This window comes from Kosakonia sacchari SP1 (assembly GCF_000300455.3).
GTDB classification, from domain to species: Bacteria; Pseudomonadota; Gammaproteobacteria; order Enterobacterales; family Enterobacteriaceae; genus Kosakonia; species Kosakonia sacchari.
Window position 1 is genome coordinate 2,513,346 of the sequence record NZ_CP007215.2, and the last position, 24,334, is coordinate 2,537,679.

A 24,334-nucleotide genomic window follows, 5' to 3' on the forward strand; every position below is an offset into this window, starting at 1 on the left:
GGAAAACGCCTCAGCCTACGTTTTCAAACCATTGCAACTGGAAAAAGGAGTCATTGTAATCTTTGTCGGTTGAATCCTCGCTGGCAAAGATATATTTGCCGAAAAAGACCGACGCGCCGCGGGAAATAATATCCTGCGTCCAGAGAACGTTTGAATAACGCTGACCGCTGTTGGTGCCGATCCAGACAGTATAATTCCCCACATTATCCGCCTGAAAAAAACCGCTGCCAATTTGCGTTGGCGTACCGCCGCTGGTGCTGGCGCCCTGCACGGTAAATATCACGTTGGAAAGGCTGTCTTTCAGCTGAATAAACTGGTTTGCCGAGCTTTGTACCAGCACCGACCAAAACACGACTTTACCCGGCGGAATAACGATAGCAATGCCATTGCCACTAACAGGTCCTGGCGACATGTTCTTCTCCTCAGCCAATGCTGTTAAACCAGGTTAATGTCAGGCAGGTGTCGTTAAAGTCCTGGTCGGCACCATCTTCGGAAATAAAATTGAAGCTGCTGGAATAGATCTGGCTACCGATATTGAGCGTCATCTCCTCCCACATCACTTGCGACCAGGATTGCCCATTGTTGTAGCCAAGGTAGACGGTATACGCACCCGTTCCGGACGCCACAAACGTTCCCTGGCCGATCTGCGTCGGTGAATGACCGCCTGTCGACGCGCCATTGGCCTGAAAGACCGGGTTATTCGCAAAATCCCTTACCTGAACGTATTGCGCCCAGGATGCCTGCACATTTGCCGTCCAGAAGACCGTTTTTCCTGGTGGCAACGTTATCGCGATGCCATTTCCTGAAACCGGGCCGACACTCATAGTTTGCTCCTGCTTTCGCCTGAAGTTGGACGCGGCTGCGTCTTCGCGTGGCCGGTCGCGAGCAAAGTTTTCGCGCTGTCGCCACAGTCAAATTGCGGGCGCTGTGCTTTCAGCGCGGCGCAAATCTGGGTATCCATTGTCGTTTGAACGGATTCGGTGAAATTGTTCGGGAACGGTGCTGCCGTATCAAATATCGGACGCAGTTGCTGGTAATAGGCGTTATTGACAATCTGCGACTGCTGCCAGAAAGGCTGGGTGGCCACCAGCAACGTGCGCCATGGCGTGCCAGCAGGAAGATCCTGCGACTGCACAATATAATTTTTCATAGCCACGCCGGTCATCATGGTGGTGAATGCCTGTGCGTCGCGGCTGCACTGGCTACCCGGCTTACAGGTGGCCGCGCTGGAAACGAAACTATCCTGGAACAGCAGCGGTTGGGCGTTTTGCCCCCACGGTACCGGAATGACATACAACGGGGCGCTTTGCGACGGGTTATAGAGGTTCACGTAGAACGATTGTTCAGAAAATCCCATCTCGGTGCTGGACTGCCCGGTGGCAAACGCCTGCTCAGGCGTAACGCCGGTCCCGTTGTAAAAATAGCCATTGGTGCATTGATTGATACCGTTTTTCTGGCAGGTGTCTGATAAGGCCACCAGTTGCGAAATCACTGCATTATCCGGCGGCATTTGCATAGCCTCCGGCATTGCATTCAGGCCATAGCGCTGCACATACGCATTGATGTAGTTGGAGGGCACCGCCCAGTGACCATTAAAACTCCCTGCCAGCGCCGGAACCGCAGAGGGCAGCGAGTTCATATAGCTCAGTAAATTATCCAGCGTCTTTTGCCGGGTAATCGCCTTGTCAAACGCATAGATAAAATTCATGCACAGCCAGCTGGGAATACCCCACAACTGGCCTTTATAGGTCGATCCGGCAAGTGCCACCGGCCACGGCGCATCTCCGCTGATTTGCGCGGGGTTGATAAGCTGGTTATCTGCCAGGAAGCCCAGATACAGCACATCCAGTTCGACAACATCAAAACCGTCGTTTCCCAGAATGGTACGCAGCTTCGTAAAGTCATAAATCTTGACCTCCTGGCTAAGCACAGCATTGAGCAACACGTCGGGGTGCTGTGCCTGCCAGCTTTTCACCACATAAGCGACCAGGCTTTCAAAATTATCCGTCGGCAATGTCGGCAGGTACGAATAGAGCGAGACATTAAGCACCCGCGTTTGCTGACCATTGAGCACCAGCGTCTGGTTCGGCCCTTTCGGCGTCAGCGTCATGGCGCGGGTTTGCAGGTTATTACAGTTCGCCCAGTTAATGATCGGCGGATTTGGCCGGCTGGTATTTTGCCCGACATAAAAACTCTGCCCCGGTTCAACCTTAATAAACCAGTCAAAGCTGCCGCCAGACGCGCGGGTCCAGCCGTCAACCGTACAGGTTATCGGTGATGATGAAGTATTTTTAAGGATTAACTGACCTGCAAACACGCCAGCGCTGGCAAAGATAAATAAAACGATGGCAAAGACGCGCATCGTCATTCGTGAGATGACGCCCATATAAACTCCTCTATTACTGCGGTAGAAAAACGAAAAACGATGCGCAGATATATTTACGCTGCGCACCACTATATTTAGTTAAAAAGTAAATTTAATTTAAAACCTAATCATTATGATATTCGATATATTCAGACCAGGTGTTTTCGCAAATAAAAAACCTCCAGCATGAGGAGGTTTTATTCTGCTATTTTTTCTTGTAGACATCAGCGGTTGCATGAATTTTCTTCCGAGTCTGATCGGATGTCACAACATAGACATCACCGCCCTTTTCATCTGCCAGCTTGCTCAGCGCATGGCGCGCATCCATGGGCGACATTTCGTCGGAAGTGGCAATTTCGCCAACCTTTTCATATTGCGAAGAAACTTTATCAAATTCTGCTTTTTCCATTAATTTGGCGGCCCAGGCATTACTCGCCAATAATGTTAACGCGCTAATAATCACTAAACTTTTTTTGTTCATCAGGCATACTCCGGATTGATTTGAGATGGCTGTAAATAACAGAAAAGCACAGTCGATCATTTACTCTTTAACGGTAGACCAAGCCAAAAATAATTCAATATCATTAATTAATCGGTTATTTAATCAACATATTAAGCTGAATAAAAATTGAAACATGCATATGAAATGTCATATATAATGGCGCGCGTCTTACTTCAGGGTTTACACATTTCAGGAGTTTGGTGATGAAAGATTCACACCTCAACCTGCCAGCGGGCTACTTTGGCATCGTGCTTGGTATTATCGGGCTGGGCTTTTCCTGGCGTTTCGCCGCCACTATCTGGCCGGTCACGCTGCTACCTGCAGATGGCTTAATCATTCTGGCGATGGTCATCTGGGCGTTGTTGATGCTGGCATTTATTAGCCGAATGTTTCGCCACGGCGCGAGCGTGCTGGAAGAGATCACCCATCCGCTGAAAAGCAGTTTTGTCAGCCTGGCACCAGCAACCTCAATGCTGGTCGCCATTGGCCTCGCGCCGTGGCTGCACACGCTGGCGCTGGGGCTGTTTCTTGTTGCTGTCGTTATTCAGCTCACCTACTCCGCCTGGCAAACCGCCGGCTTATGGCGCGGTCAACACCCGAAAGAAGCGACGACGCCAGGGCTTTATCTGCCCACGGTTGCCAATAATTTTATCAGCGCGATGGCCTGTGGCGCGTTTGGTTTTAACGATGTCGGGATGTTGTTTCTCGGCGCCGGGCTCTTCTCCTGGCTGAGTCTTGAGCCTGCTATTCTCAGCCGGATGCGCAATCTTGATGAAATGTCGCCCGCCGTGCGCACATCGCTTGGCATTCAGATGGCGCCTGCATTCGTGGCCTGTAGCGCCTGGCTGAGCGTCAACGGCGGGCAGGCCGATGTGTTCGCCAAACTGTTATTCGGTTATGGCCTGTTGCAGATGCTGTTCATGATAAGGCTGATCCCCTGGTACAGTTCGCAGCCGTTTAATCCGTCGTTCTGGAGCTTTTCATTTGGCGTGGCGTCGCTGGCGACCACCTCGATTCGTCTGGGACACGGTACGCCGGGCGGTGCACTGTACTGGATGTCATTCCCGCTGTTTATCGCGGCTAACCTGGTGATCGCGCTGTTGATGGTGAAAACCTTCGCGCTGTTACTGCGGGGTAAGTTATTGATCCGCGCATAAAGCAGAATGCGCCAGGCATTTCCCCTGGCGCATTGCTGATTACGGGCGACGGAACAGCACGATACTGCGCCCTTCGAGTTCGAAATCCTTCTCTTTGGTGATAACAACCCCGCGTTTCGCGCTATCGGCGGTGGTCAGCTCCAGCACCCAGCCGCCTTCGCCGAACTGCGGAATACGAAACGGTACCGTGCCTTCAAACGGGTTAAACAGCATCAGCACGTCATGCCAGATCCCCTCTTCTTCCTGCAAATCCGGGCGTCCGATATAAACGCCAAGCGTCGTACCTTCATCCCACTGTTCCGGTAACTGCTCGCCGCCGCCGGCGTTGTACCAGCGGATCTCCATACCATCGCGCCAGTTTTCGCGCCGCAGGATCGGCTGCGAAGCCCGGAGCGCAATGACATGACGGGTAAATTCCCGCAGCGCTTCACCGTTGCCGCTGTGCGGCGCGTCCCAGTCGATCCATGAGATTTCGCTGTCCTGGCAGTAGCCATTATTGTTGCCCTGCTGGGTACGGCCAAACTCGTCCCCGGCCAACAACATTGGCGTGCCGTGGGAGAAGAACAGCGTCGCAAGGAAGTTGCGTTTTTGCCGTTCGCGCACGGTGTTGATGCCTTCATCGTCGGTCACCCCTTCCGCACCGTAGTTGTAGGAGCGGTTGTCATTGTGACCATCGTTATTGTCTTCGCCGTTGGCTTCATTATGTTTTTCGTTGTACGACACCAGGTCGTTCAGCGTAAAACCGTCGTGGGCAGTTATAAAATTCACGCTTGCCCACGGGCGACGCCCGCGCTGATCGTACAGATCGCCGGAGCCCAGCAAGCGGGCGGCAAAGTCCGTCGAGACGTTATCGCCCTTCCAGTATTCACGCAGCGTGTCGCGGTATTTGTCGTTCCACTCCGCCCAACCCGGCGGGAATCCGCCCACCTGATAACCGCCAGGGCCGATGTCCCACGGTTCGCCAACCAGTTTCAGCCGGGATAACAGCGGATCCTGCGTCATGGCATCGAAAAAGCCGCCGCGCTGGTCAAACCCTTCCGGCTCGCGCCCAAGAATGGTGCCCAGATCGAAGCGAAAACCGTCGATATGCATCGATTCTGCCCAGTAACGCAGCGAATCCATCACCATCTGCAATACGCGCGGGTGCGACGTGTTCACCGTATTGCCGGTGCCGGTGTCATTGATGTAGTAGCGGTGCTGATCCGGTAATGTGCGGTAATAAGAGAAGTTGTCGATGCCTTTAAACGATAGCGTTGGCCCCAGTTCGTTGCCTTCTGCCGTGTGGTTATAAACCACATCGAGGATCACTTCGATACCGGCATCGTGAAACGCCCGCACCATATCGCGAAAGCCCTGAATACCGCGTGGCCCGTAATAACGCGACGCCGGGGCGAAGAAACCAAGCGTGTTATAGCCCCAGAAGTTGCGCAGCCCTTTATCGAGCAAATGCTGGTCGTCCGGGAACCAGTGTACCGGCAGCAGTTCGACAGAGGTAATGCCGAGGCTTTTGATATACTCCACCGACGCTTTATGGCCCATCCCTTCAAACGTGCCACGCAACTCCGGCGGCAGCGCCGGATTAAGCTGCGTGAAGCCTTTGACATGGGTTTCGTAGAAAACCGTGCGTGGCCAGGGAATATTCGGTCGTGCGCCGTCCTGCCAGTCGAACGCGTGTGGATCGATAACCCGGCATTTGGGCGTAAACGGCGCGCTATCCTGGGTATCAAAGGTCAGGTCTTTATCTTCATGGCCTAAATCGTAAGCATAATGGGCCGCGTTCCACTCAATATCCCCGACCAGTTCGCGGGCATAAGGGTCAATCAATAATTTATTCGGGTTAAACCGGTGGCCGTTTTCCGGCTCAAACGGGCCATGCACCCGGTAGCCATACAGCGCGCCGGGTTGCAGGCCTGGCACATACCCGTGCCAGATTTCGTGGGTATTTTCCGGCAGATCAAACCGGGCGATCTCCTGCTTGCCATCGGGGGCGTATAAACAGAGCTCCACACGATGCGCATGCGCTGAAAAAAGGGCAAAGTTAACGCCCTCACCGTCGTAATTCGCACCGAGTTGCTGGCCGTGCCCCGCCGTAATGTAAAACCGTTTTCCGTCAGACATTGCTTCCCCTTGATCGCCTGTAAAGTCTCACCAGACATAACGATTGATGAACCGCACCCTTTTCTTCGATCACGCACTGACCAGTACCGCAAAGGTGAAACCGCCTATCGATCGCAGGTTCACTTTGTCGGCGAGAAAAACCTCCTCTGAGCTGAGTATGTCCCGGTAACGCCGATTCGCCAGTTCCGGCGGTAAAGCAATATTGGCACCCGCCAGGCTGCCGTCGATGGCATCGAACAGCAGACGCGGGGCGAGCACAATTAACGCATCCTGGTTTTCCACGCGCGCAAAGGCGATCAGGTGCTCCGCCTCTTCACCCGCAACAGTCAACGGCAGATAAGCCCCCCGGCGGAACAGCGACGGCATCTGCTGGCGTAAATGCAGCAGCCGGTAGATGAAAAACTGCTTTAACTGCCCGCTCGACCAGCTCTCCTGCGAGTGCGGATCGGCCTGCTCTTCGTCTACCAGCAGGCGCTCAAGCTCGGCGTAATCCGGCTCCAGCCGGTTATCCGGGTCGACCAGGCTGAAATTGAGCGCTTCGCTGCCCTGATAAATATCCGGCACGCCGGGAGCCGTCAGCTTGATCACCGTTTGCGTCAGGCTATTGACCAGCCCGGCACGAATAAAGGGCTGTAGCGAGGCGGTAAAATCGGTTAAAAACTCGCGATTCTCCGGCGACAACAAATGACGCACGTAATCAAGCACCGCCTGTTCATAGGCGTCGTTAGTCTCGATCCAGTCGGTGCGCTGTTTTGCTTCGCGCAGCGCTTTTTCGACAAACGCCACAAACCGCGCTTCCAGCGCACGCAAACCGTCCACATCATCGGCCTGTAAGTTGACCGGCCAGACACCCGCCAGCGCCTGGTAAATCATCCACGCCACCATCGGTCGCGGCGCGTGTCCATCATCCAGCAGTTGCACTTTGCTATGGTTCATCTGTCGCCAGCGCGCCACGCAATCTGCCCAGCGCTCAGGCGATTCCGTCAGCGTATAGAGCCGCGCCCGGGCGTCTTCTCCGCGTTTGGTGTCATGGGTTGAGGTGCCGGAAAGCGCATCCGGCTGGCGCTCAAGCCGGGTTTGCATCTCTGCGTGGAAACGATCGAGAGAAAAGGTGCGCGGTAGTGGTTCCGCGCCGACCTCATTAAGCGCCAGATCGACATGCTGGCGGAAAAAGAGCGTATCTTCGACGGATTTCGCCATCAGCGGCCCGGTGAGCTGCTGAAAACGCGTGCGAAAACGTGCCGCCGCGCCGAGCGCGCTTTTCGCCACATCGCCCACTAAAATGCGGCGCACAAAATCGAGCGCGGCAGCATCCGGCGCATACGGGCTGCGCTGAACGCTCTCCACCACCTTGTTTAACAGCGAGGCGTCAGCCTCCGGTAGCCCCTGTTCCGTGCCATAAGTGCGATACACCGGGAAAGCGATCAGCAGTTCGCGCAGCGCCTGGCGCACCGCGTCCTCCTGCGGCACCGGGATTTCCGCGTGACCAATAGTGAGCGCCAGCGACACCAGCACGTTGAATTCGCCGTTAAAGTTACGATCGACCATCAGCAGCTTGGCGTCGCGCAGCTCCTCGCGCATATTCACACGCCGCCCGGCAACGCTGTCATAGGCTTTACGCAGATTACTGAGCTTTGCGTCATCGACCAGCACATCCGACAGCGCAGCGATAAATTCATACCCGGTGGTGCCGGAAACCGGCCAGTCCGGCGGAAGATGCTCGCCTTTGCCAAGGATCTTCTCCACCGTGAGGTAACACTCAGGCCCCACCTTCTGGCGTAAGCGCATCAGATAACCCTTGGGATCGGCCAGCCCGTCGACGTGATCGATTCGCAACCCCTCCACCGCGCCGCTGTGCACCAGTTCAAGGATCAGCCGGTGCGCATCATCAAATACCGCCTCATCTTCCACGCGCACACCAACCAGGCCGGTGATTTCAAAAAAGCGCCGGTATGAGAGGTCACTCGCCGCATCGCGCCAGCTCATTAAACGCCAGGGCTGCTGCGCATGTATGTCAGCGATTAGCGCGTGATCGGTCTCGCCGATAAGTGCCTGCTCCCGCCCTTGCCAGCTTTCTGCCACCAGCGGATAAAAGTTGTCGTAATAGGCCAGCGCCGGTTCACCGGTCAGCGGATCGGCTTTGATCGCCAGCTCGCCGTTCGCCAGCACAGTGTCAAAATCATCGCCGAGAAACGGCAGCGTCAGCCGCCGCGACCAGTCAATGTCGAAATGGTGGGCATACGGGCTTTTTTCGCCTTTGCCTATTACATCGCGCCACCAGGCGTTTTCCAGCGAGGCGGCCATATGGTTTGGCACAATATCGAGAATCAGCCCCAGCCCGGCGTTTTTTAACGCCCTCACCAGCCGGTCAAATCCGTCGCGCCCGCCAAGCGTCGGGTCTATTTCATTGGCGTTGGTTACGTCATAACCGTGGGTGGAACCGCTGGCGGCGGTGAAAATGGGCGAAGCGTAAAGGTGGCTGATGCCCAGATGTTTAAGATACGGAACCAGCGCCGCGGCGCGATCAAACCTCATTCCGTTACGAAACTGCAAGCGGTAAGTGGCGGTTGGCGTATTCACATTCCCTCTCCTAAAGCCAGACGAACAATGAACGCATTCGGCGGCAAATCATCCTGTCCGCGCGGCCAGGCCACCAGCGTTTTACCGGGAAGATCCGGCAACGGTTGCGATGCCTCGCCAATATTGAGCGCCAGCGATAATGTCCCTTGCGGGAAGCGCCAGCGGACCGCGACAAACCCCGGCGCGGTGGCGATCACCTCCCCATTTTGCCGCTGCGCATTTGTCAGCAGCGGCACCACATATTTCTGGCGCAGCGTCAGCCAGTCGCGGGTTTGCGTCAGCCAGCGCTGACCGCTCTCCCGCTGCGTTTTCGCCCAGTCCAGTTGCGAACGGGTAAAGGTGTCAGGCGCGTTCGGATCGGGAACCGCTTCCCCCTCATGTCCCGCATGGCCCTGGAATTCCCGCGCGCGCCCTTCACGCACCGCGCGCGCCAGATCGCCGTGAAAATCGGTAAAGAACAGGAAAGGATTGGTTTCGCCATACTCTTCGCCCATAAACAGCAGTGGAATATGCGGGGAAAACAGCAGCGCGCCGAGCAGCACGCGCGTTTTCTCCTCGCCCGCCAGCGTGACGAGCCGCTCGCCCTGCGCGCGGTTGCCGGTCTGATCGTGGTTCTGGATAAAATCGACAAACGCCACCGGCGGCTGGTTGCGGCTGTCCACTCCGCGCGGTTCACCGGTTGACGGCGCAACCTCCCCCTGAAATGCGAACCCTTCAGTTAACGCCCGCGCCAGCCACACTTCGGGCTTATCCGCAAAATCCTGGTAATAGGCATGGGTTTCACCGGTGGCAAACACATGCGCGGCATTGTGCAGATCATCGTTCCACTCGGCGGTAAACAGCGGCGCACGACCGTCCGGCTCGCGCGGATGCAGCGCGATAATGTTGCGGCAATCTTCGGTGGTCAGATGCACCGGCCGGTCGGTGATCTCCGCGCGAATACGCTCGGCAATCTCTACCAGCACATGCGGCTTCGAACTGTCTTCAATCTGATCGATGGCATCAAATCGCAGCCCGTCCAGGTTGTATTCGTTGAGCCAGTAGAGCGGTGCTTCAACGATGTAACGCCGCACCGCGTCAACGTCATACGCGATGCCCGGCCCCCACGGTGTCTGGCGTTCGGCGTGGAAAAAATTCGGTGATAGCGCGGGTAAGTAGTTACCTTCCGGGCCAAAGTGGTTGAGCACAATATCCAGCACTACCGAAAGGCCGTAGCCATGAGCGGCGTCGATAAAGGCTTTAAAATCATCCGGCGTGCCATACGCCGAGTGCGGCGCATAGAGCAGCACGCCGTCATAGCCCCAGCCGCGGTTGCCGCCAAACTGGGAGACGGGCATTACTTCTATCATGGTGATGCCGAGTTGCGCGAGGTACGGCAGTTTTTCCATCGCCGCGCGAAAAGTACCCTGCGGGGTGAATGTCCCGATATGCAGTTCATAAACGACTGACTCTTGCCACGGGCGGCCTTGCCACTGCGGGTGTTGCCAGACGTAATGATCCGGGTCAATGACCAGTGAAGGGCCGTTAACGTCGGCGGCCTGCGCGCGCGAGGCAGGATCGGGAACCGCCATACCATTATTCAGGACAAACTGGTACGCCGTACCCGCAGCGATATTATCGACGGTCAGTTCAAACCAGCCGTCATCAAGGCGTTGCATTGGCAGTTCGCCAGCCGGTAAACGCAGTGAAACCTGCTGCTGCCCGGTGGCCCATAAGCGAAAACGCACGCGACCATTCGCGAGGTATTCGGCTCCCCAGCTTTTACAAAACGATTTCGACGCCATGCAATTACCTCTCCACGATGTCACGAAGAACAATCATAGTCGATAAACTGCAAAGCCATTGGCGGGCCGCCCGGTGATGCACGCGCATACCGGGCGGTGAGTTGCATTAGTGCTGTTGTTTTTCTTCTGCGGCTTCGACTTCGCGATACCAGCGCGGATGGTGCTTCTTCGCCCAACGACGGCTCACTTTGCCTTCAATCATGCCTTTGATCGACCCTTTCACCCAGAACGCCATATACATGTGAACCAGAATGGCGAGCATCAGGATAATGGCGGAAGTGGCATGCGCCAGCAAACACCAGCGAATCAGCCAGATAGGGAAAAAGTGGGCAAAGTACGGACGCCAGATCACCACGCCCGTCGCCAGCAGCAGCGAAATCATGCTCATGATGGTCCAGAACATCATTTTCTGTCCGGCGTTATATTTGCCGACATCCGCCACCTTGTGCTCATTGCCTTTCAGCACTTCGACAATGTTTTTCAGCCATGGCAGATCTTTCTTGTCCGGGATGTTGTGATGCACAAAACGCCCGAACATAAACATCAGGATCAGAAAGATCAGCACGCCAAAGAACGGGTGCAAAATTCGCCCCATCTGCGGCGTGCCGAAGGTTTGCGTCAGCCAGTGCAGCGTCGGGAAAAAGAGCGCGATACCGGATAACGCCACCAGAAAGAAGCAGATAACTACCGTCCAGTGGCACGCCCGGTCGATAAATTTGGTGCGCAGGATCATTTTGCTTTTATTCATGGTCGTGCTCCTCTTCATCGTCATCCGTCTCTTTGTTCGGGCCTACACCGATATAGTGGAACAGCAGACCGGCAAAGGTAGCGATAAACCCGGCGGCGGAGAGCGGCTTGAGAATGCCCTTCCACAAATTTACCGGCACATCGATTTTCGGTTCCGCTGGCAGGTTGTGATACAGCCCAGGCTGGTCGGCATGATGCAGCACATACATCACATGCGTACCGCCGACTCCCTGCGGGTTGTACACGCCTGCATTGACGTAACCGCGTTTTTGCAACTGGGCCACGCGCTGCTCGCCAAGCTCAAGCATCTCGGCTTTAGTACCAAAATGGATCGCCCCGGTCGGGCAGGTTTTCACACACGCGGGCTCCTGGCCGACGCTGACGCGATCGACGCAGAGTGTGCATTTGTAGACCCGGTTATCGTCCGGGTTGAGACGCGGCACGTTGAACGGGCAACCGGCAATGCAGTAGCCGCAGCCAATGCAGTGCTCCGACTGGAAATCGACAATGCCGTTGGCGTACTGAATGATCGCGCCCGCCGACGGGCAGGCTTTCAGGCAGCCCGGCTCCGCGCAGTGCATACAACCATCTTTGCGGATCAGCCACTCCAGTTTGTTGTTTTGCGTGGTCTCGCTAAAGCGCATTACCGTCCAGGATTTGGCGCTTAAATCGAGCGGGTTGTCATACACCCCGGCGCAATACCCCACTTCATCGCGGATATCGTTCCACTCGGAACAGGCCACCTGGCAGCCTTTACAGCCAATACAGGTGGACACATCAATCAGCTTAGCCACTTCGGCACGGAAATCCCGTGCCTGCGGCGGCGGCGTAAAACCGTTGGTCGCTGAACGTTTAATAATGTCTTGTGATTGCATGGACATGGTTTCGCTTCCTTACGCCTTCTCAATATTGACCAAAAACGCCTTGTATTCCGGCGTCTGCGAGTTAGCGTCGCCGACAGACGGCGTCAGCGTGTTAGCAAGGAAGCCTTTGCGCGTGGCCCCTTCAAAACCCCAGTGGCACGGAATACCGACGGTATCGATGCTGCGCCCGTCGATAGTTAGCGTCTGCAAGCGTTTGGTCACCACCGCTTTGGCTTTGATAAAGCCGCGTTTCGACATCACTTTCACTTCGTCTCCGGCGAGAATGCCCTTCTCTTTTGCCAGCGCTTCGCCAATCTCCACAAACTGATCCGGCTGCGCGATAGCGTTAAGGCGGGCATGTTTCGTCCAGTGGCGGAACAGCTCGGTTATTGAGTAGGTGGTGGCGACATACGGGAAGGCATCCGCTTTGCCCATATTGGCTTTGTCGGCCGCAAAAATACGCGCTACCGGGCTTGAGACTACTTCCGGGTGCAGCGGGTTGGTGCCAATCGGCGATTCAATCGGCTCGTAGTGTTCCGGGAACGGGCCGTCGTTCATCTTGTCGATGGAGAACAGGCGCGCCACGCCTTCCGGGTTCATGATAAACGGCCCGACATTGCTGCCTGGTGCCGCCTGGCTGTAATCGGCAACGTCCATGCCAGTCCAGCGCTGACCATCCCAGTGCAACAGCGCGCGCTTCGCATCCCACGGTTTTCCCGCCGGATCGGCAGAGGCGCGGTTGTAAAGAATGCGGCGGTTCGCCGGCCACGACCACGCCCAGCCCGGCGTGCAGCCCAGCCCGTACGGATCGCTGTTATCACGGTTCGCCATCTGGTTACCGCGCTCCGTCCAGCTACCGCAATACACCCAGCAGAAGCTACTGGTGGAGCCGTCATCACGCAGTTGCGCAAAGCTGCTTAGCTGCTCACCTTTTCTGGCAATTAACGTGCCTTTATCGTCATACAGATCGCGCAGCGCTTTGCCGTTGGCTTCGCGGGCGACTTCTTCGGGATGCGGATCGTACGGATCTTTATAATCCCAGGACATGTTCAGCAGCGGTTCCGGGTTGGCCCCGCCTTCGGCCTGATACAGCTCACGCAGACGCATAAACAGGCGGCCAAGGATTTTGGCGTCATGCAATGCCTCTCCCGGCGGCTCGGCGGCGGCCCAGTGCCACTGCAACCAGCGACCGGAGTTGGCTATGGAACCGTCCTCTTCAGCAAAGCAGGAGGATGGCAGACGGAATACTTCGGTCTGAATTTCCGCCGGATTGACGTCGTTCATTTCACCGTGGTTCTGCCAGAAGGTGGAGGATTCGGTCGCCAGCGGATCGATAACCACCATGTATTTCAGTTTCGCCAGCGCGCGTGATGACTTGTTCTTATCCGGGAAGGCCGCCAGCGGGTTGAACCCCTGCACGATATATCCGTTGATTTTACCCTCGATCATCAATTCCGCCTGGGTCATCACATCGTAGAGACGATCCCATTTCGGCAGCCAGTCGTAACCCCAGTTGTTCTCCGCTGTGGCACGATCGCCCCAGAAGCTCTTCATCATGCTGATGAAAAACTTCGGTGTGTTCTGCCAGTAGTTCACTTCATTCACCCCCAGCGACGGCGGCGTGATCTGTGAAATATAGGTCTGGTAATCCGGCTGTTTTTCCGAGGGCAGTGGCATATAACCCGGCAGGTTGGTCGACAGCAAACCTAAGTCGGTATAACCCTGAATATTCGAGTGACCGCGCAGCGCGTTCACACCGCCGCCCGCCATACCGATATTACCGAGCAGCAGTTGCAGCATCCCCGCCGCGCGAATGATTTGCGCCCCGGCCGAGTGGTGCGTCCAGCCCAGCGCATAAAGAATGGTAGCGGTACGATTTGGCACGCTGGTGCTACCGAGCACCGAGCAAACATGGATGAAATCTTTTACCGTGGTGCCGCACAGGCGGCTGACCATTTCCGGCGTGTAGCGCGCAACGTGGGCTTTGAGCAAGTTCCACACGCAGCGCGGATGGCTTAGCGTCTCGTCGCGCAGCGCATTGCCCTGGGCGTCGAGTTGGTAGAACCAGCTGGATTTGTCGTACTGGCGTTTTTGCGCGTCGTAGCCGCTGAACAGGCCGTCGTTAAAGGCGTAATCCTCGCGAATAATCAGGCTGGCATTGGTGTAGTGACGCACATATTCATGTTGGATCTGGTCATGTTCAATCAGATAGCGGATAGCACCCAGCAGGAACGCAGTATCGGAACCGGCGCGGATCGGCGCATAGAAATCGGCCACCGCCGCACTGCGGTTAAAACGTGGATCGACGACCATTACGGTGGCGTCGTTTTTGGTTTGCGCTTCCACCACCCACTTAAAGCCGACCGGGTGCGCTTCAGCGGCGTTACCCCCCATGATCAGCACCACGTTGGCGTTTTTGATGTCCACCCAGTTGTTGGTCATCGCGCCGCGACCAAAAGTCGGCGCCAGCGCGGAAACGGTCGGGCCGTGGCACAAACGCGCCTGGCAGTCGATCGCCACCATGCCCAGCGCGCGGGTAAATTTGCCGTCAAGAATACCGGTCTCATTACTGGCGGCTGAAGAACAGAGCATGCCGGTGGTGGTCCAGCGATTGACCGTTACGCCCTGCGCATTTTTTTCAATAAAGTTTTCATCGCGATCTTTTTTCATTAACCTCGCGATTTTATCAATGGCTTCATCCCAGCTAATTCGCTGCCATTTATCGGAACCCGGCGCGCGATATTGCGGATGTAATAAACGATTTTCGCTGTGAATATAGTCCAGAACGCCAGCGCCTTTTGGGCACAATGAACCCCGGCTCACCGGATGATCGGCGTCGCCTTCAATGTGATAAATACTTTCACTGACATTTTTCGCATTATCACCGAGGCTGTACATCAGCATGCCGCAGCCGACTGAACAATAGGTGCAGTTATTTCGCGTCTCTTTTGCTTTTAAGAGTTTATATTGACGGGTTTCCGCATGAACGGAAAAAGAAGATAAAAATCCGAGAGATGCGACAGTGCTTCCTGCCAGACCGCCCGCGCAGATCCGAAAGAACTGCCTCCGGTTGAGCTCCATTTGTCCTCCAGCTTAAACTTAAGACATGAAAAGGGACGGAGATTATAAGGATATTCTCAACACTTAACCATTATCCATTTATGGTTATTTTTGCGGGTAATTTGGGGCAGATACTTATTTAACTAAAATTAGTGGCAGAGATTTTTCTCTCTGCCCTTTTTATTACTTCGTCGCGCTGAATATGGCTTTACCGATGCGGGCAATGGCGTCATTACTTTGCGCGATTGTCGCTTTTGTATCCGTTATATAAATAGATACAATACGAGGCGCGCCTTTTTTCGGCCAGACAATACTGATAATGGAACGCGAACCATATCCGCCCGCCCCGGTTTTATCGCCAATAACCCAGCCTTTTGGCAATGTGGAACGCAGCAGCGCATCAGCGACTTTATCCTCTTTCATCCATTGCACCAGTTGCGCACGCGAACGCGGCGTTAATACCTCGCCGAGCGTCAGCTTTTGCAGCGTGTGGCTGACAGCCAGCGGCGTGGTGGTATCACGTAAATCGCCCGGTACGGCGCTGTTCAGTTCCGGCTCTGCGCGATCAAGTCGCGTGACACTGTCACCTGAATCGACAAAGAAACGCGTCACCGCTGCCGGTCCGCCCAGCTTTTTCGCCAGCAGATTTGCCGCCGTGTTGTCACTTTCAGTGATTGCCGCGCTGCAGAGCTGCTGCCAGCTCATCGATGAAGGCGCAACAAACTTGCTGGTTACCGGCGAATAGGCAACCAGTTCACTTTGGGAAAACTGGGTGGTCTCATTTAACGCCAGTTCACCTTTGTCGACCTTGCTCAGCAACGCGCCGCACAGCAGCGCTTTGTGAGTGCTGTTAAGCGGAAAACGCTCATCGCCCCGGTAGCTCACCGTCTCACCGCTGGCGGTATCGATCACCGCAATGCCGATGCGCGCGCCTAAGTGCTCTTCCTGCAGGCGAGCCACCGCCGTCAGCGTGGCGTTATCAATATTGGCGGCGCTGGCGGCAAACGCGCTCAACAACAGTAAAGAACAGATTGATTTCACTGGGAAAAACATAGGTATAATCCTTGTTCAAACAGATCAACATCACAAGTGGGTATCATGGGTAACACCGCGTTAGTGTACAGAAGTTTCGGCGAACCGCAGACTGTTCTGCACGCTGAAACCAGCGTCCTGGCACCGCTTCAGGCAGGAGATGTTCGCGTCAGGATGCGCCTTGCGCCGGTGAACGCCTCGGATTTGATCCCGGTCACCGGCGCCTACAGTCACCGCATCACCCTGCCCGCTATCGCGGGTTATGAAGGCGTGGGCGTAGTGATGCAAACGCACGATGCAAACGCGGATTTAATGGGCAAACGCGTATTGCCGCTGCGCGGTCAGGGCACCTGGCAGCAGTATGTGGATTGCCCGGCGCAACTGGCTGTGCCAGTGCCGGATGATATTGACGATACGCTTGCCGCCCGCGCCTACATCAATCCACTGGCCGCGCAGATGATGCTGGAACATTACCCAGCTCACGGCCAACATGTGCTGGTCACCGCGGCGGGTTCTGACTGCGCCACTTACCTGGCGCAGTGGGCCAGGCTTCAGGGGGCGAAAAGCGTGACCGGCATTTATCGTTCCGCCATTCATGCCAGCCGCCTGGCGGCCTGCGGCGTAAAAGCGCTGGCCGATACGGACAGCGCTGCCATCAAACAGGCGGCGGGTAAAGCCAGCGTTATCTATGACGCCACCGGCGGCACACTGGCAGAAATGTTGCTGCAATCGATGCCGAAAACGGGGCAATTTATCAGCTATGGTTTGCTCTCCGGGCAGCCATTCAGCATTCGCCAGCGCTTACCCGCAGTCCACTGGTTCCATGTGCGTAACTATCTTGACGCAATGACGGCATATGGCTGGCAGCAGGCGTTTTGCACACTCTGGGAGCGCCTGCGCGCAACGCCCGTGAGCGAGGTGACATTGATTGATTTTCAGCAGTGGCGGCAGGCTATCACGCTGTACCAGACGCCAGGCCGGATAGCCAAACCGCTGCTGGCGTTTTAATCCCTGTCGGCTGAATACGCCACGTCGCGCTGGCGCTCAATTTCTGCTAATCGGGTACGGAGCGAGGCCACCAGGTGCTCCCAGGCAAGGCTGCCCAGTGGCACCCGGAACGGCGGCGCGGGGGCGTCTGCCGCCGCGATAATCGCATCCACCGTGCGCTGAGCATCGCCTTTTATGTCAAAACTGCCACTAGCGATTCCCCGGCGCACCTCGCCCGCAGGCGTATTGTCATAGACGGCGAGCGGTGTGGCGTGATCGAGCCCGGCACCGAAACCGGTTTGCGTTGGGCCAGGCTCGGCAATCACAATGTCGATACCAAACGGTTTCACCTCCTGCGCCACCGATTCCAGAAAGCCTTCAATCCCCCACTTACTGGCATGGTAAAGGCTGAAATTGGGATAGGCTACCTGGCCGCCTTCCGAAGAGACCTGCACAATCCGCCCGCCTTGCTGCTCGCGCAGCCACGGCAACACGGCACGGACTAACTGGATGGAGCCGGTAAGATTGGTAGCTACCTGCCGGTCAATTTGCGCATCGCTCACCTCTTCCGCCGCGCCAAACAAGCCGTATCCGGCGTTGCTGACCACCCGTTCAATCACACCGCAGGTGGTAAACGCGGCGTCCACTTCGCGACGCAGTGCCGCGCTGTCGTTCATATCAAAGCAGCTGACATGCAGCCGCGACGGATAGTGCGCCTGTAATGTACTCAGCGCATCCACGCGCCGCACGCAGGCCACCACGCGGTCACCGCGTGCCAGCAGTGTTTGCGTCATCAACAATCCCAGCCCGGACGAAGCGCCGGTGATCAGCCATGTCATCATAAATACCTCCACATGTTTTCCGGTGAGTGGATAGCGTAAGCAACCGGCGCTGCTATGATAAGACGCACCAATCGACATGCAGCGGTGAAAAATATTCAACAATGAAAAATGTCAGTCTCGCAGATTTAAAAGCGTTCCTGCTGGTCGCCCGGCACCGCAGTTTTCAACAAGCCGCCAATGAACTGGGTGTATCCCGTTCCTCGCTCAGCCACGCCATGCGCGGGCTGGAAAGCCAGCTAGGTGTGCGCTTGTTACATCGCACCACCCGCAGCGTCTCGTTGACGGAAGAAGGCGCGGCATTGCTGCAACGCATTGATCCCCTGCTTAACCAGTTAGATACGGCGCTGGATGCCACCCGCTTTCGCCCGCAGGAACTGCACGGTACGCTGCGCATTAACGCGAATGAAGGTGGCGCGCGCTGGCTGCTGGCGCACGTGGTCGACGGCTTTTTACAGGCGCACCCGCAGGTGGTGCTGGATATCGTGACCGAAGGCCGGCTGGTGGATATCGTCGCCGACGGGTTTGATGCGGGCGTACGGCTGGCGGAAGCAGTACCGCTCGATATGATTGCGGTGCCCTTCGGCGGGCCAATCCGCTTTATCACCATCGCCTCGCCGCACTATCTCAACAACGCAGGTGTACCGCAAAGCCCGGCGGATCTTTTACAGCATCGCTGTATCGCCCAGCGTTTGCCGAGCGGAAAACGCTATCGCTGGGAGTTTGTGCAACAGGGCAAGCCGCTGACGCTCAACGTGCCCGGCAATTTATGTCTTGATAACAGCGCGCTGATGGTCGAGGCGGTGATAAAAGGCTTAGGCATTGCTTATGTCCCTGAACCCTATGCCCGCGACGCCATCGACAACGGGCTGGCGCAACAGGTGCTGTCGCCATTCAGCCCGCCGATTGCCGGCTTGTGTCTCTATTATTCCGGTCACCGGCAAATACCGGCGACGTTGAACGCATTTATCGCCGCCATTCGCGAGGCCAACGAAGCGGTGTTGTAATCAGTCGTCAAGTAACTGCCCAGTGCGCAGATCCAGGCGGAAATCGCGCCCGCCGTCCGGCGGGTCCCAGTCGCCCGAGCCATATACCACACCGTCTGATGCAATCACTTATGCCGTTTCTACAGTGCGCCTGGTTAGGCTACGCTTTGACGGTGAAAACGGATAAACCGGAGAGAGAATGCTGATTGCCCAACTGAGCGATATTCATGCTGCGCCGGATAACGACAACCTTCAGCGCCTGCATCGCGCCATCGACTGGTTGCTTGCGCTCAATCCCGATCTGCTGGTGGTGAGCGGCGATTTAATCGATGACGGCTGGGGTGCGGGCTATCGCGCCATTGACAGAGTCTTACAGCGCCTGGCGTGCCGCTCGCTGATCCTGCCCGGCAATGCCGATGATAAAGCCGTGATGTGTGAAAATCTGGCCGCTTTTGCGCACCGCTCTGCGCATGACGCGCTGCATTTCCATGAGTACGTGAATAACGTGCCGGTGATTGGTGTGGATGTGACCGTAAGCGGTGAAAACCGGGGCGATATCCGCCCCCATCTGCACTGGCTGGAAGCGGCGCTGCAGGCACAGCCGCAACCGGCAATGATCTTTTTGCACCAGCATCTTTTCCCGAGCGGCATTGCCCCGCTGGATAACGCCATGTGCGAGGGCGGCGAAGCGCTGGCGCAACTGCTGGCGCACTTACCGCACCCGCCGCTGGCGCTGTGCGCCGGCCATGTCCACCGCGCGATGTCCGCCACCTTTGCCGGTATCCCTGCGTATCTTTGCGGCTCCATCTGCCCGGCGAACCCGCTGATGCTCAATACTCAGCACATCCCGGCGGCAAGCGATCCGCCTGCGCTTCTCATTCATGAACTGCGCGGTGATAGCCGGGTTAGCCATTTTGTCAGCCTGTAGCGGGCATCGCCAGCGCACCGGTTTTTTTCGTCACGCGCAAGTAAAACCGGCGCTGATGTTCACGGCTCGCCTTCCCAGTAATCCACGTTTTTGCCGCGAAAATCGAGCTTGCGAAACTCCTCGCGCCCGTTGCTGCGCGCTTTTGCCAGAAATTTATCCGCATCCGGGTATTCGCAGATTTCCGGGCTTTCCATAGTGCTAATCGAGAGATAACGCAGCGGTTGATCGGAGGTATTAATAATCTGGTGCGGCCACGCTTTGCCTGGCGGAATGCAGATTACATCCCCTTCCTGGATGGGCCGCTCTTCATCGCCGATGCGCAACGTACCGTTACCGTTCAGCACAATAAACATCTCTTCCTGCGCGTGATGGAGATGAAACGGACAGGCGCGTTTGCCGGGCGGCACAATATCGACCGACGCGCCGAGTTTACTGGCGAGAGTGCCTTTGGTCAGCGAGCCGCCGAGCGATTCATACAGCGGCGGGCGCACGAAGTTTTCCATGTCGATGTGGTTAAAATTGCGGATCACAAACGCAGGCGGGGTGTTGTCGTTCATAAACAGTTCCGGTAAAGGGTTCCTGTTCAGTATTGAAACGCCCCTTCTGCCTGTCAATCTGTTCTGCCAGCGTAGCGAGAATGATCGGGTCGCCGTTCATAACGCCGCTGGCAGAAAAAGCTTATTCGCAATATCTTCTGCGGATGTATATCAGCCCGGTCGCTGCACCGCCGGGCTTCAGCGTCTTACTCTCCTGCCAGCCGCTGATAGTGGGCAAAACGCTGCTTCGCATCCTGTTCTGTTTGGGCAAATAGCTGTTCGGCCAGGGAAGGTGAGATGCGTTCGAGCGAGGCATAGCGGACTTCGCCGAGCAGAAACTCGCGAAAATCCTCTTCCGGCTCGTCGGAGTCGAGAATAAACGGATTTTTCCCTTTTGCCAGCAGTTGCGGGTTATGGCGCCATAAATGCCAGTAGCCCGCGTCAACCGCCCGTTTCGCCTCGCGCATACTGCATCCCATACCGGTTTTTAGACCGTGGTTGATACACGTGGCATAGGCAATCACCAGCGACGGTCCGGGCCAGGCTTCTGCCTCGGCAATCGCCCGCAACGTCTGGGCTTTATCCGCGCCCATCGCCACCTGCGCGACATACACATTGCCGTAGTTAACTGCCATCATGCCGAGATCTTTTTTGCGCGTACGCTTGCCTTCAGCGGCAAATCTGGCGATGGCGGCCGCGGGGGTGGATTTTGACGACTGCCCGCCGGTATTGGAGTAAACCTCGGTATCAAACACCAGAATATTGACATCCTCACCGGAGGCCAGCACGTGATCCAGCCCGCCGAAGCCAATGTCATACGCCCAGCCGTCGCCGCCAAAAATCCACTGCGATCGCTTGGCGAAATAGTCGCGGTTTTGATACAGCCGATTGAGCAGCGGGTCATCGCCCTTCTGCTGTTCAAGTAACGCGCTAAGCTGCCCGGCGCGCGCCTGCGTCCCATCGCCGAGATCTTTATGCTCCAGCCACTGGCGCAGCGCCTGCTCAAGATCGGCGCCGAGTGGTAACTCCAGCGCGTTTCGCGCATCGCTGGCGATCTGTTCGCGTATTGCGCGACCACCCAGCATCATGCCAAGGCCATACTCGGCGTTATCTTCAAACAACGAGTTCGCCCACGCCGGTCCCTGACCTTTATGGTTTGTCGTCCACGGAATGGACGGCGCGCTGGCGCCCCAGATTGACGAGCAGCCAGTGGCATTGGCGATCATCATGCGGTCGCCAAACAGTTGCGTGACAAGCCGTGCATACGGTGTCTCTCCGCACCCGGCGCACGCGCCGGAAAACTCCAGCAGCGGTGTTTCAAACTGGCTGCCTTTGACGGTGGTTTTGCTGAAAGGATTGGCTTTGGGCGATAGACCTAACGCATGATCCCAAACGGGAACCATCGCCTGCTGGCTCTCCAGCGGTTGCATGGTCAGCGCCTTGCCTTTTGCCGGACAGATATCCGCGCAGTTACCGCACCCGGAGCAGTCCAGCGGTGAAATCGCCAGATGGTATTCATACCCTTTTGCTCCCTGCGCAGGTTTGCTCAACAGCGTAGTCGGTGCAGCTTGCCGCTCGGCCTCATCCAGCAGCGCCGGTCGCACCGCCGCATGCGGGCAAATAAACGCACATTGATTGCACTGGGTGCAACCTTCAGGGTTCCAGACCGGCACCTGCATAGCAATACCGCGTTTCTCCCAGGCGGCGGTGCCGGGTGGGAACGTGCCATCTTCCCGGCCAATAAAGGCGCTGACCGGCAGTTTGTCGCCGCACTGGCGATTCATTGGTTCAAGAATATCGCGAATAAAATCCGGCATCGGGCGCGTATCTTCGCTGACATTATCTTCCAGCCACGCCCAGCGCTCCGGCACCATCACTTCCTGCAGTGCCTCCATGCCAAGATCAATAGCGGCATTGTTCATATCCACCACTTTCTGGCCTTTGCGCCCGTAAGATTTCTCCACGGCTTGCTTCAGATAACGCGACGCCGTTTGGGGTTCGATAATGCCCGCCAGTTTAAAAAACGCCGCCTGCATCAGCATATTAAAACGCCCACCCAACCCCAGCCTGCGGGCGATATCCACCGCGTTAAGGGTATAAAAACGGATCCCCTGGCGCGCAATGTAACGTTTCATCGCGTTGGGCAGTCTCGCCTCCAGCTCTTCGCCAAACCAGGTACAGTTGAGCAGAAATGTCCCGCCGGGGTTTAATCCTTCCAGCAGATCATATTTATCGACATACGATTGCTGCGAGCAGGCAATAAAATCGGCTTTATTGATCAGATACGGCGAGGTGATGGGCCGTTCGCCAAAACGCAGATGCGACACGGTAATGCCGCCCGATTTTTTCGAGTCATACGCAAAATAGGCTTGCGCATACATCGGCGTGTTGTCACCGATTATCTTAATCGCGCTCTTATTGGCGCTGACGGTGCCATCCGACCCCAGCCCCCAGAATTTACAGGCAGTGATCCCCTCGCGTGAAACCTCTACGTCCCAGGCAGGCAGCGGCAGCGAGGTGTGGGTGATGTCGTCATAAATACCCAGCGTAAAGCCATCTTTTGGCAGCGGTTTTTTCAGGTTTTCAAACACCGAGACAATATCTCCCGGCAACACATCTTTACCGCCCAGTCCGTAGCGACCGCCGACAATTAACGGCGCGTTATCATGGTGATAAAACGCATTTTTCACATCCAGACATAGTGGCTCGGCCTGCGCACCGGGCTCTTTGGTGCGATCGAGCACCGCGATGCGTTTCACGCTGGGCGGGATCCTGGCGAAGAAATGCGCCATCGAGAACGGGCGAAACAAATGTACCGTCAGCAGACCGACTTTTTCGCCGCTGTCGCAAAGCGCGTCCACGACATCCGAAATGGTGTCGCACACCGAGCCCATCGCCACAATGATTTGTTCGGCATCTTCCGCGCCGTAGTAATCAAATAAATGGTATTCCCGCCCGGTAAGGGCAAAGATCTCCGCCATATAGTTTTCGACAATTTCCGGCAAGGCATCGTAATAGCGGTTAGCCGCTTCGCGCGCCTGAAAGTAGATATCCGGGTTTTGCGCCGTCCCGCGGATCACCGGATGTTCCGGGTTCAGCGCATTGCGGCGAAAACGGTTCAGCGCATCGCTATCCAGCAGCGGAGCGAGTTCGTCATACTCCAGTACTTCGATTTTCTGGATCTCGTGCGAGGTACGAAACCCGTCGAAAAAGTTGATAAACGGCACACGACCTTTGATTGCCGACAGATGCGCCACCGCTGAGAGATCCATCACCTGCTGAACGTTGCTCTCGGCCAGCATCGCGCAGCCGCACTGGCGCACCGCCATCACATCCTGATGGTCGCCAAAAATGTTCAGCGAATTTGTCGCCAGCGCCCTCGCGCTCACGTGAAACACGCCGGGCAGCAGTTCACCGGCGATTTTGTACAGATTAGGGATCATCAATAACAATCCCTGCGACGCGGTGTAGGTGGTGGTGAGCGCCCCGGCCTGTAGCGCGCCATGTACCGCGCCTGCCGCCCCCGCTTCCGACTGCATCTCCATTAAACGCACCGGCTGACCAAACAGGTTTCTTTTACCCGCCGCCGCCCACTCATCGACGTTTTCCGCCATCGGCGTGGAGGGCGTAATCGGGTAAATCGCCGCGACATCGGTAAAGGCATAGGAGATCCAGGCTGCCGCTGCGTTGCCATCCATCGTTTTCATCTTTCCGGACATTGCTCGTTCCTCGGTTCTAAGAGGTGGTGATGCCCTCGCTATTGCACAGCCTGTGCCATCTCAGTTTTTTTATTGAATACAGGCAATTAGTGACCGGAGCCGGAAAGGGATTGCGGGGAATAAGACAGCGG

General features: G+C 56.4%; 18 protein-coding genes. 4 read left to right on the forward strand and 14 right to left on the reverse strand.

The window, feature by feature from the left end:
* Positions 1-10: 10 nt before the first annotated feature.
* From C813_RS34865 to yahO, 4 genes are all read right to left on the reverse strand, one after another.
* Positions 11-412, reverse strand: a complete 402-nt coding sequence (locus C813_RS34865; protein ID WP_017456769.1) for a fucose-binding lectin II — start codon at positions 410-412, stop codon at positions 11-13.
* Between the two features lie 10 nt (positions 413-422).
* Positions 423-824: a fucose-binding lectin II gene (locus tag C813_RS34870; protein WP_017456768.1), complete on the reverse strand. Its 402-nt coding sequence runs from the start codon at positions 822-824 to the stop codon at positions 423-425.
* Complete coding sequence (locus tag C813_RS34875) at positions 821-2,386, reverse strand: type 2 periplasmic-binding domain-containing protein (RefSeq protein WP_017456767.1); 1,566 nt, start codon at positions 2,384-2,386, stop codon at positions 821-823. The genes C813_RS34870 and C813_RS34875 overlap by 4 nt, the downstream gene beginning before the upstream one ends.
* Before the next feature lie 184 nt (positions 2,387-2,570).
* Positions 2,571-2,846 (reverse strand): DUF1471 family periplasmic protein YahO, encoded by a 276-nt coding sequence (yahO, locus tag C813_RS34880; RefSeq protein WP_017456766.1) that lies wholly within the window; start codon positions 2,844-2,846, stop codon positions 2,571-2,573.
* A gap of 224 nt (positions 2,847-3,070) precedes the next feature.
* Between yahO and tehA the strand changes: the two genes are divergently transcribed.
* Complete coding sequence (tehA, locus tag C813_RS34885) at positions 3,071-4,024, forward strand: dicarboxylate transporter/tellurite-resistance protein TehA (RefSeq protein ID WP_017456765.1); 954 nt, start codon at positions 3,071-3,073, stop codon at positions 4,022-4,024.
* Positions 4,025-4,063: 39 nt separating this feature from the next.
* Here tehA and glgX read toward each other — a convergent pair whose 3' ends face one another.
* From glgX to bla, 7 genes are all read right to left on the reverse strand, one after another.
* Positions 4,064-6,142 carry a glycogen debranching protein GlgX gene (gene glgX, locus C813_RS34890; protein WP_017456764.1) on the reverse strand — a complete coding sequence of 693 codons (2,079 nt, stop codon included), beginning with the start codon at positions 6,140-6,142 and terminating at the stop codon, positions 4,064-4,066.
* Positions 6,143-6,211: 69 nt separating this feature from the next.
* Positions 6,212-8,677 carry a malto-oligosyltrehalose synthase gene (treY, locus tag C813_RS34895; protein ID WP_238593058.1) on the reverse strand — a complete coding sequence of 822 codons (2,466 nt, stop codon included), beginning with the start codon at positions 8,675-8,677 and terminating at the stop codon, positions 6,212-6,214.
* A gap of 41 nt (positions 8,678-8,718) precedes the next feature.
* Positions 8,719-10,506: a malto-oligosyltrehalose trehalohydrolase gene (gene treZ, locus C813_RS34900; RefSeq protein WP_017456762.1), complete on the reverse strand. Its 1,788-nt coding sequence runs from the start codon at positions 10,504-10,506 to the stop codon at positions 8,719-8,721.
* A gap of 106 nt (positions 10,507-10,612) precedes the next feature.
* On the reverse strand, positions 10,613-11,254 hold the full coding sequence (gene fdnI / locus C813_RS34905; protein ID WP_017456761.1) for a formate dehydrogenase-N subunit gamma: 642 nt from the start codon (positions 11,252-11,254) through the stop codon (positions 10,613-10,615).
* Positions 11,247-12,134 (reverse strand): formate dehydrogenase subunit beta, encoded by an 888-nt coding sequence (gene fdxH / locus C813_RS34910; protein ID WP_017456760.1) that lies wholly within the window; start codon positions 12,132-12,134, stop codon positions 11,247-11,249. The genes fdnI and fdxH overlap by 8 nt, the downstream gene beginning before the upstream one ends.
* A gap of 12 nt (positions 12,135-12,146) precedes the next feature.
* Complete coding sequence (fdnG, locus tag C813_RS34915; protein WP_071957272.1) at positions 12,147-15,197, reverse strand: formate dehydrogenase-N subunit alpha; 3,051 nt, start codon at positions 15,195-15,197, stop codon at positions 12,147-12,149.
* 162 nt (positions 15,198-15,359) lie between these two features.
* On the reverse strand, positions 15,360-16,229 hold the full coding sequence (gene bla, locus C813_RS34920) for a class A beta-lactamase (RefSeq protein ID WP_017456759.1): 870 nt from the start codon (positions 16,227-16,229) through the stop codon (positions 15,360-15,362).
* A gap of 45 nt (positions 16,230-16,274) precedes the next feature.
* On the opposite strand from bla, the gene C813_RS34925 reads away from it, so the two are divergent.
* Positions 16,275-17,216, forward strand: coding sequence for a zinc-dependent alcohol dehydrogenase family protein (locus tag C813_RS34925; RefSeq protein WP_017456758.1), 942 nt, complete (start codon positions 16,275-16,277; stop codon positions 17,214-17,216).
* Here the strand turns inward: C813_RS34925 and C813_RS34930 are convergent.
* Complete coding sequence (locus tag C813_RS34930) at positions 17,213-18,037, reverse strand: SDR family oxidoreductase (protein ID WP_040016534.1); 825 nt, start codon at positions 18,035-18,037, stop codon at positions 17,213-17,215. The genes C813_RS34925 and C813_RS34930 overlap by 4 nt on opposite strands.
* Before the next feature lie 101 nt (positions 18,038-18,138).
* Here C813_RS34930 and C813_RS34935 point away from each other — a divergent pair, with 101 nt between their 5' ends.
* Positions 18,139-19,041 carry a LysR family transcriptional regulator gene (locus C813_RS34935; protein WP_017456756.1) on the forward strand — a complete coding sequence of 301 codons (903 nt, stop codon included), beginning with the start codon at positions 18,139-18,141 and terminating at the stop codon, positions 19,039-19,041.
* Between the two features lie 178 nt (positions 19,042-19,219).
* On the forward strand, positions 19,220-19,948 hold the full coding sequence (locus tag C813_RS34940; RefSeq protein ID WP_017456754.1) for a metallophosphoesterase: 729 nt from the start codon (positions 19,220-19,222) through the stop codon (positions 19,946-19,948).
* A gap of 59 nt (positions 19,949-20,007) precedes the next feature.
* On the opposite strand, the gene C813_RS34945 is transcribed toward C813_RS34940, so the two are convergent.
* Positions 20,008-20,505, reverse strand: a complete 498-nt coding sequence (locus tag C813_RS34945) for a cupin domain-containing protein (protein ID WP_017456753.1) — start codon at positions 20,503-20,505, stop codon at positions 20,008-20,010.
* Positions 20,506-20,690: 185 nt separating this feature from the next.
* Positions 20,691-24,203 (reverse strand): pyruvate:ferredoxin (flavodoxin) oxidoreductase, encoded by a 3,513-nt coding sequence (gene nifJ, locus C813_RS34950; RefSeq protein ID WP_017456752.1) that lies wholly within the window; start codon positions 24,201-24,203, stop codon positions 20,691-20,693.
* Between the last annotated feature and the right edge of the window lie 131 nt (positions 24,204-24,334).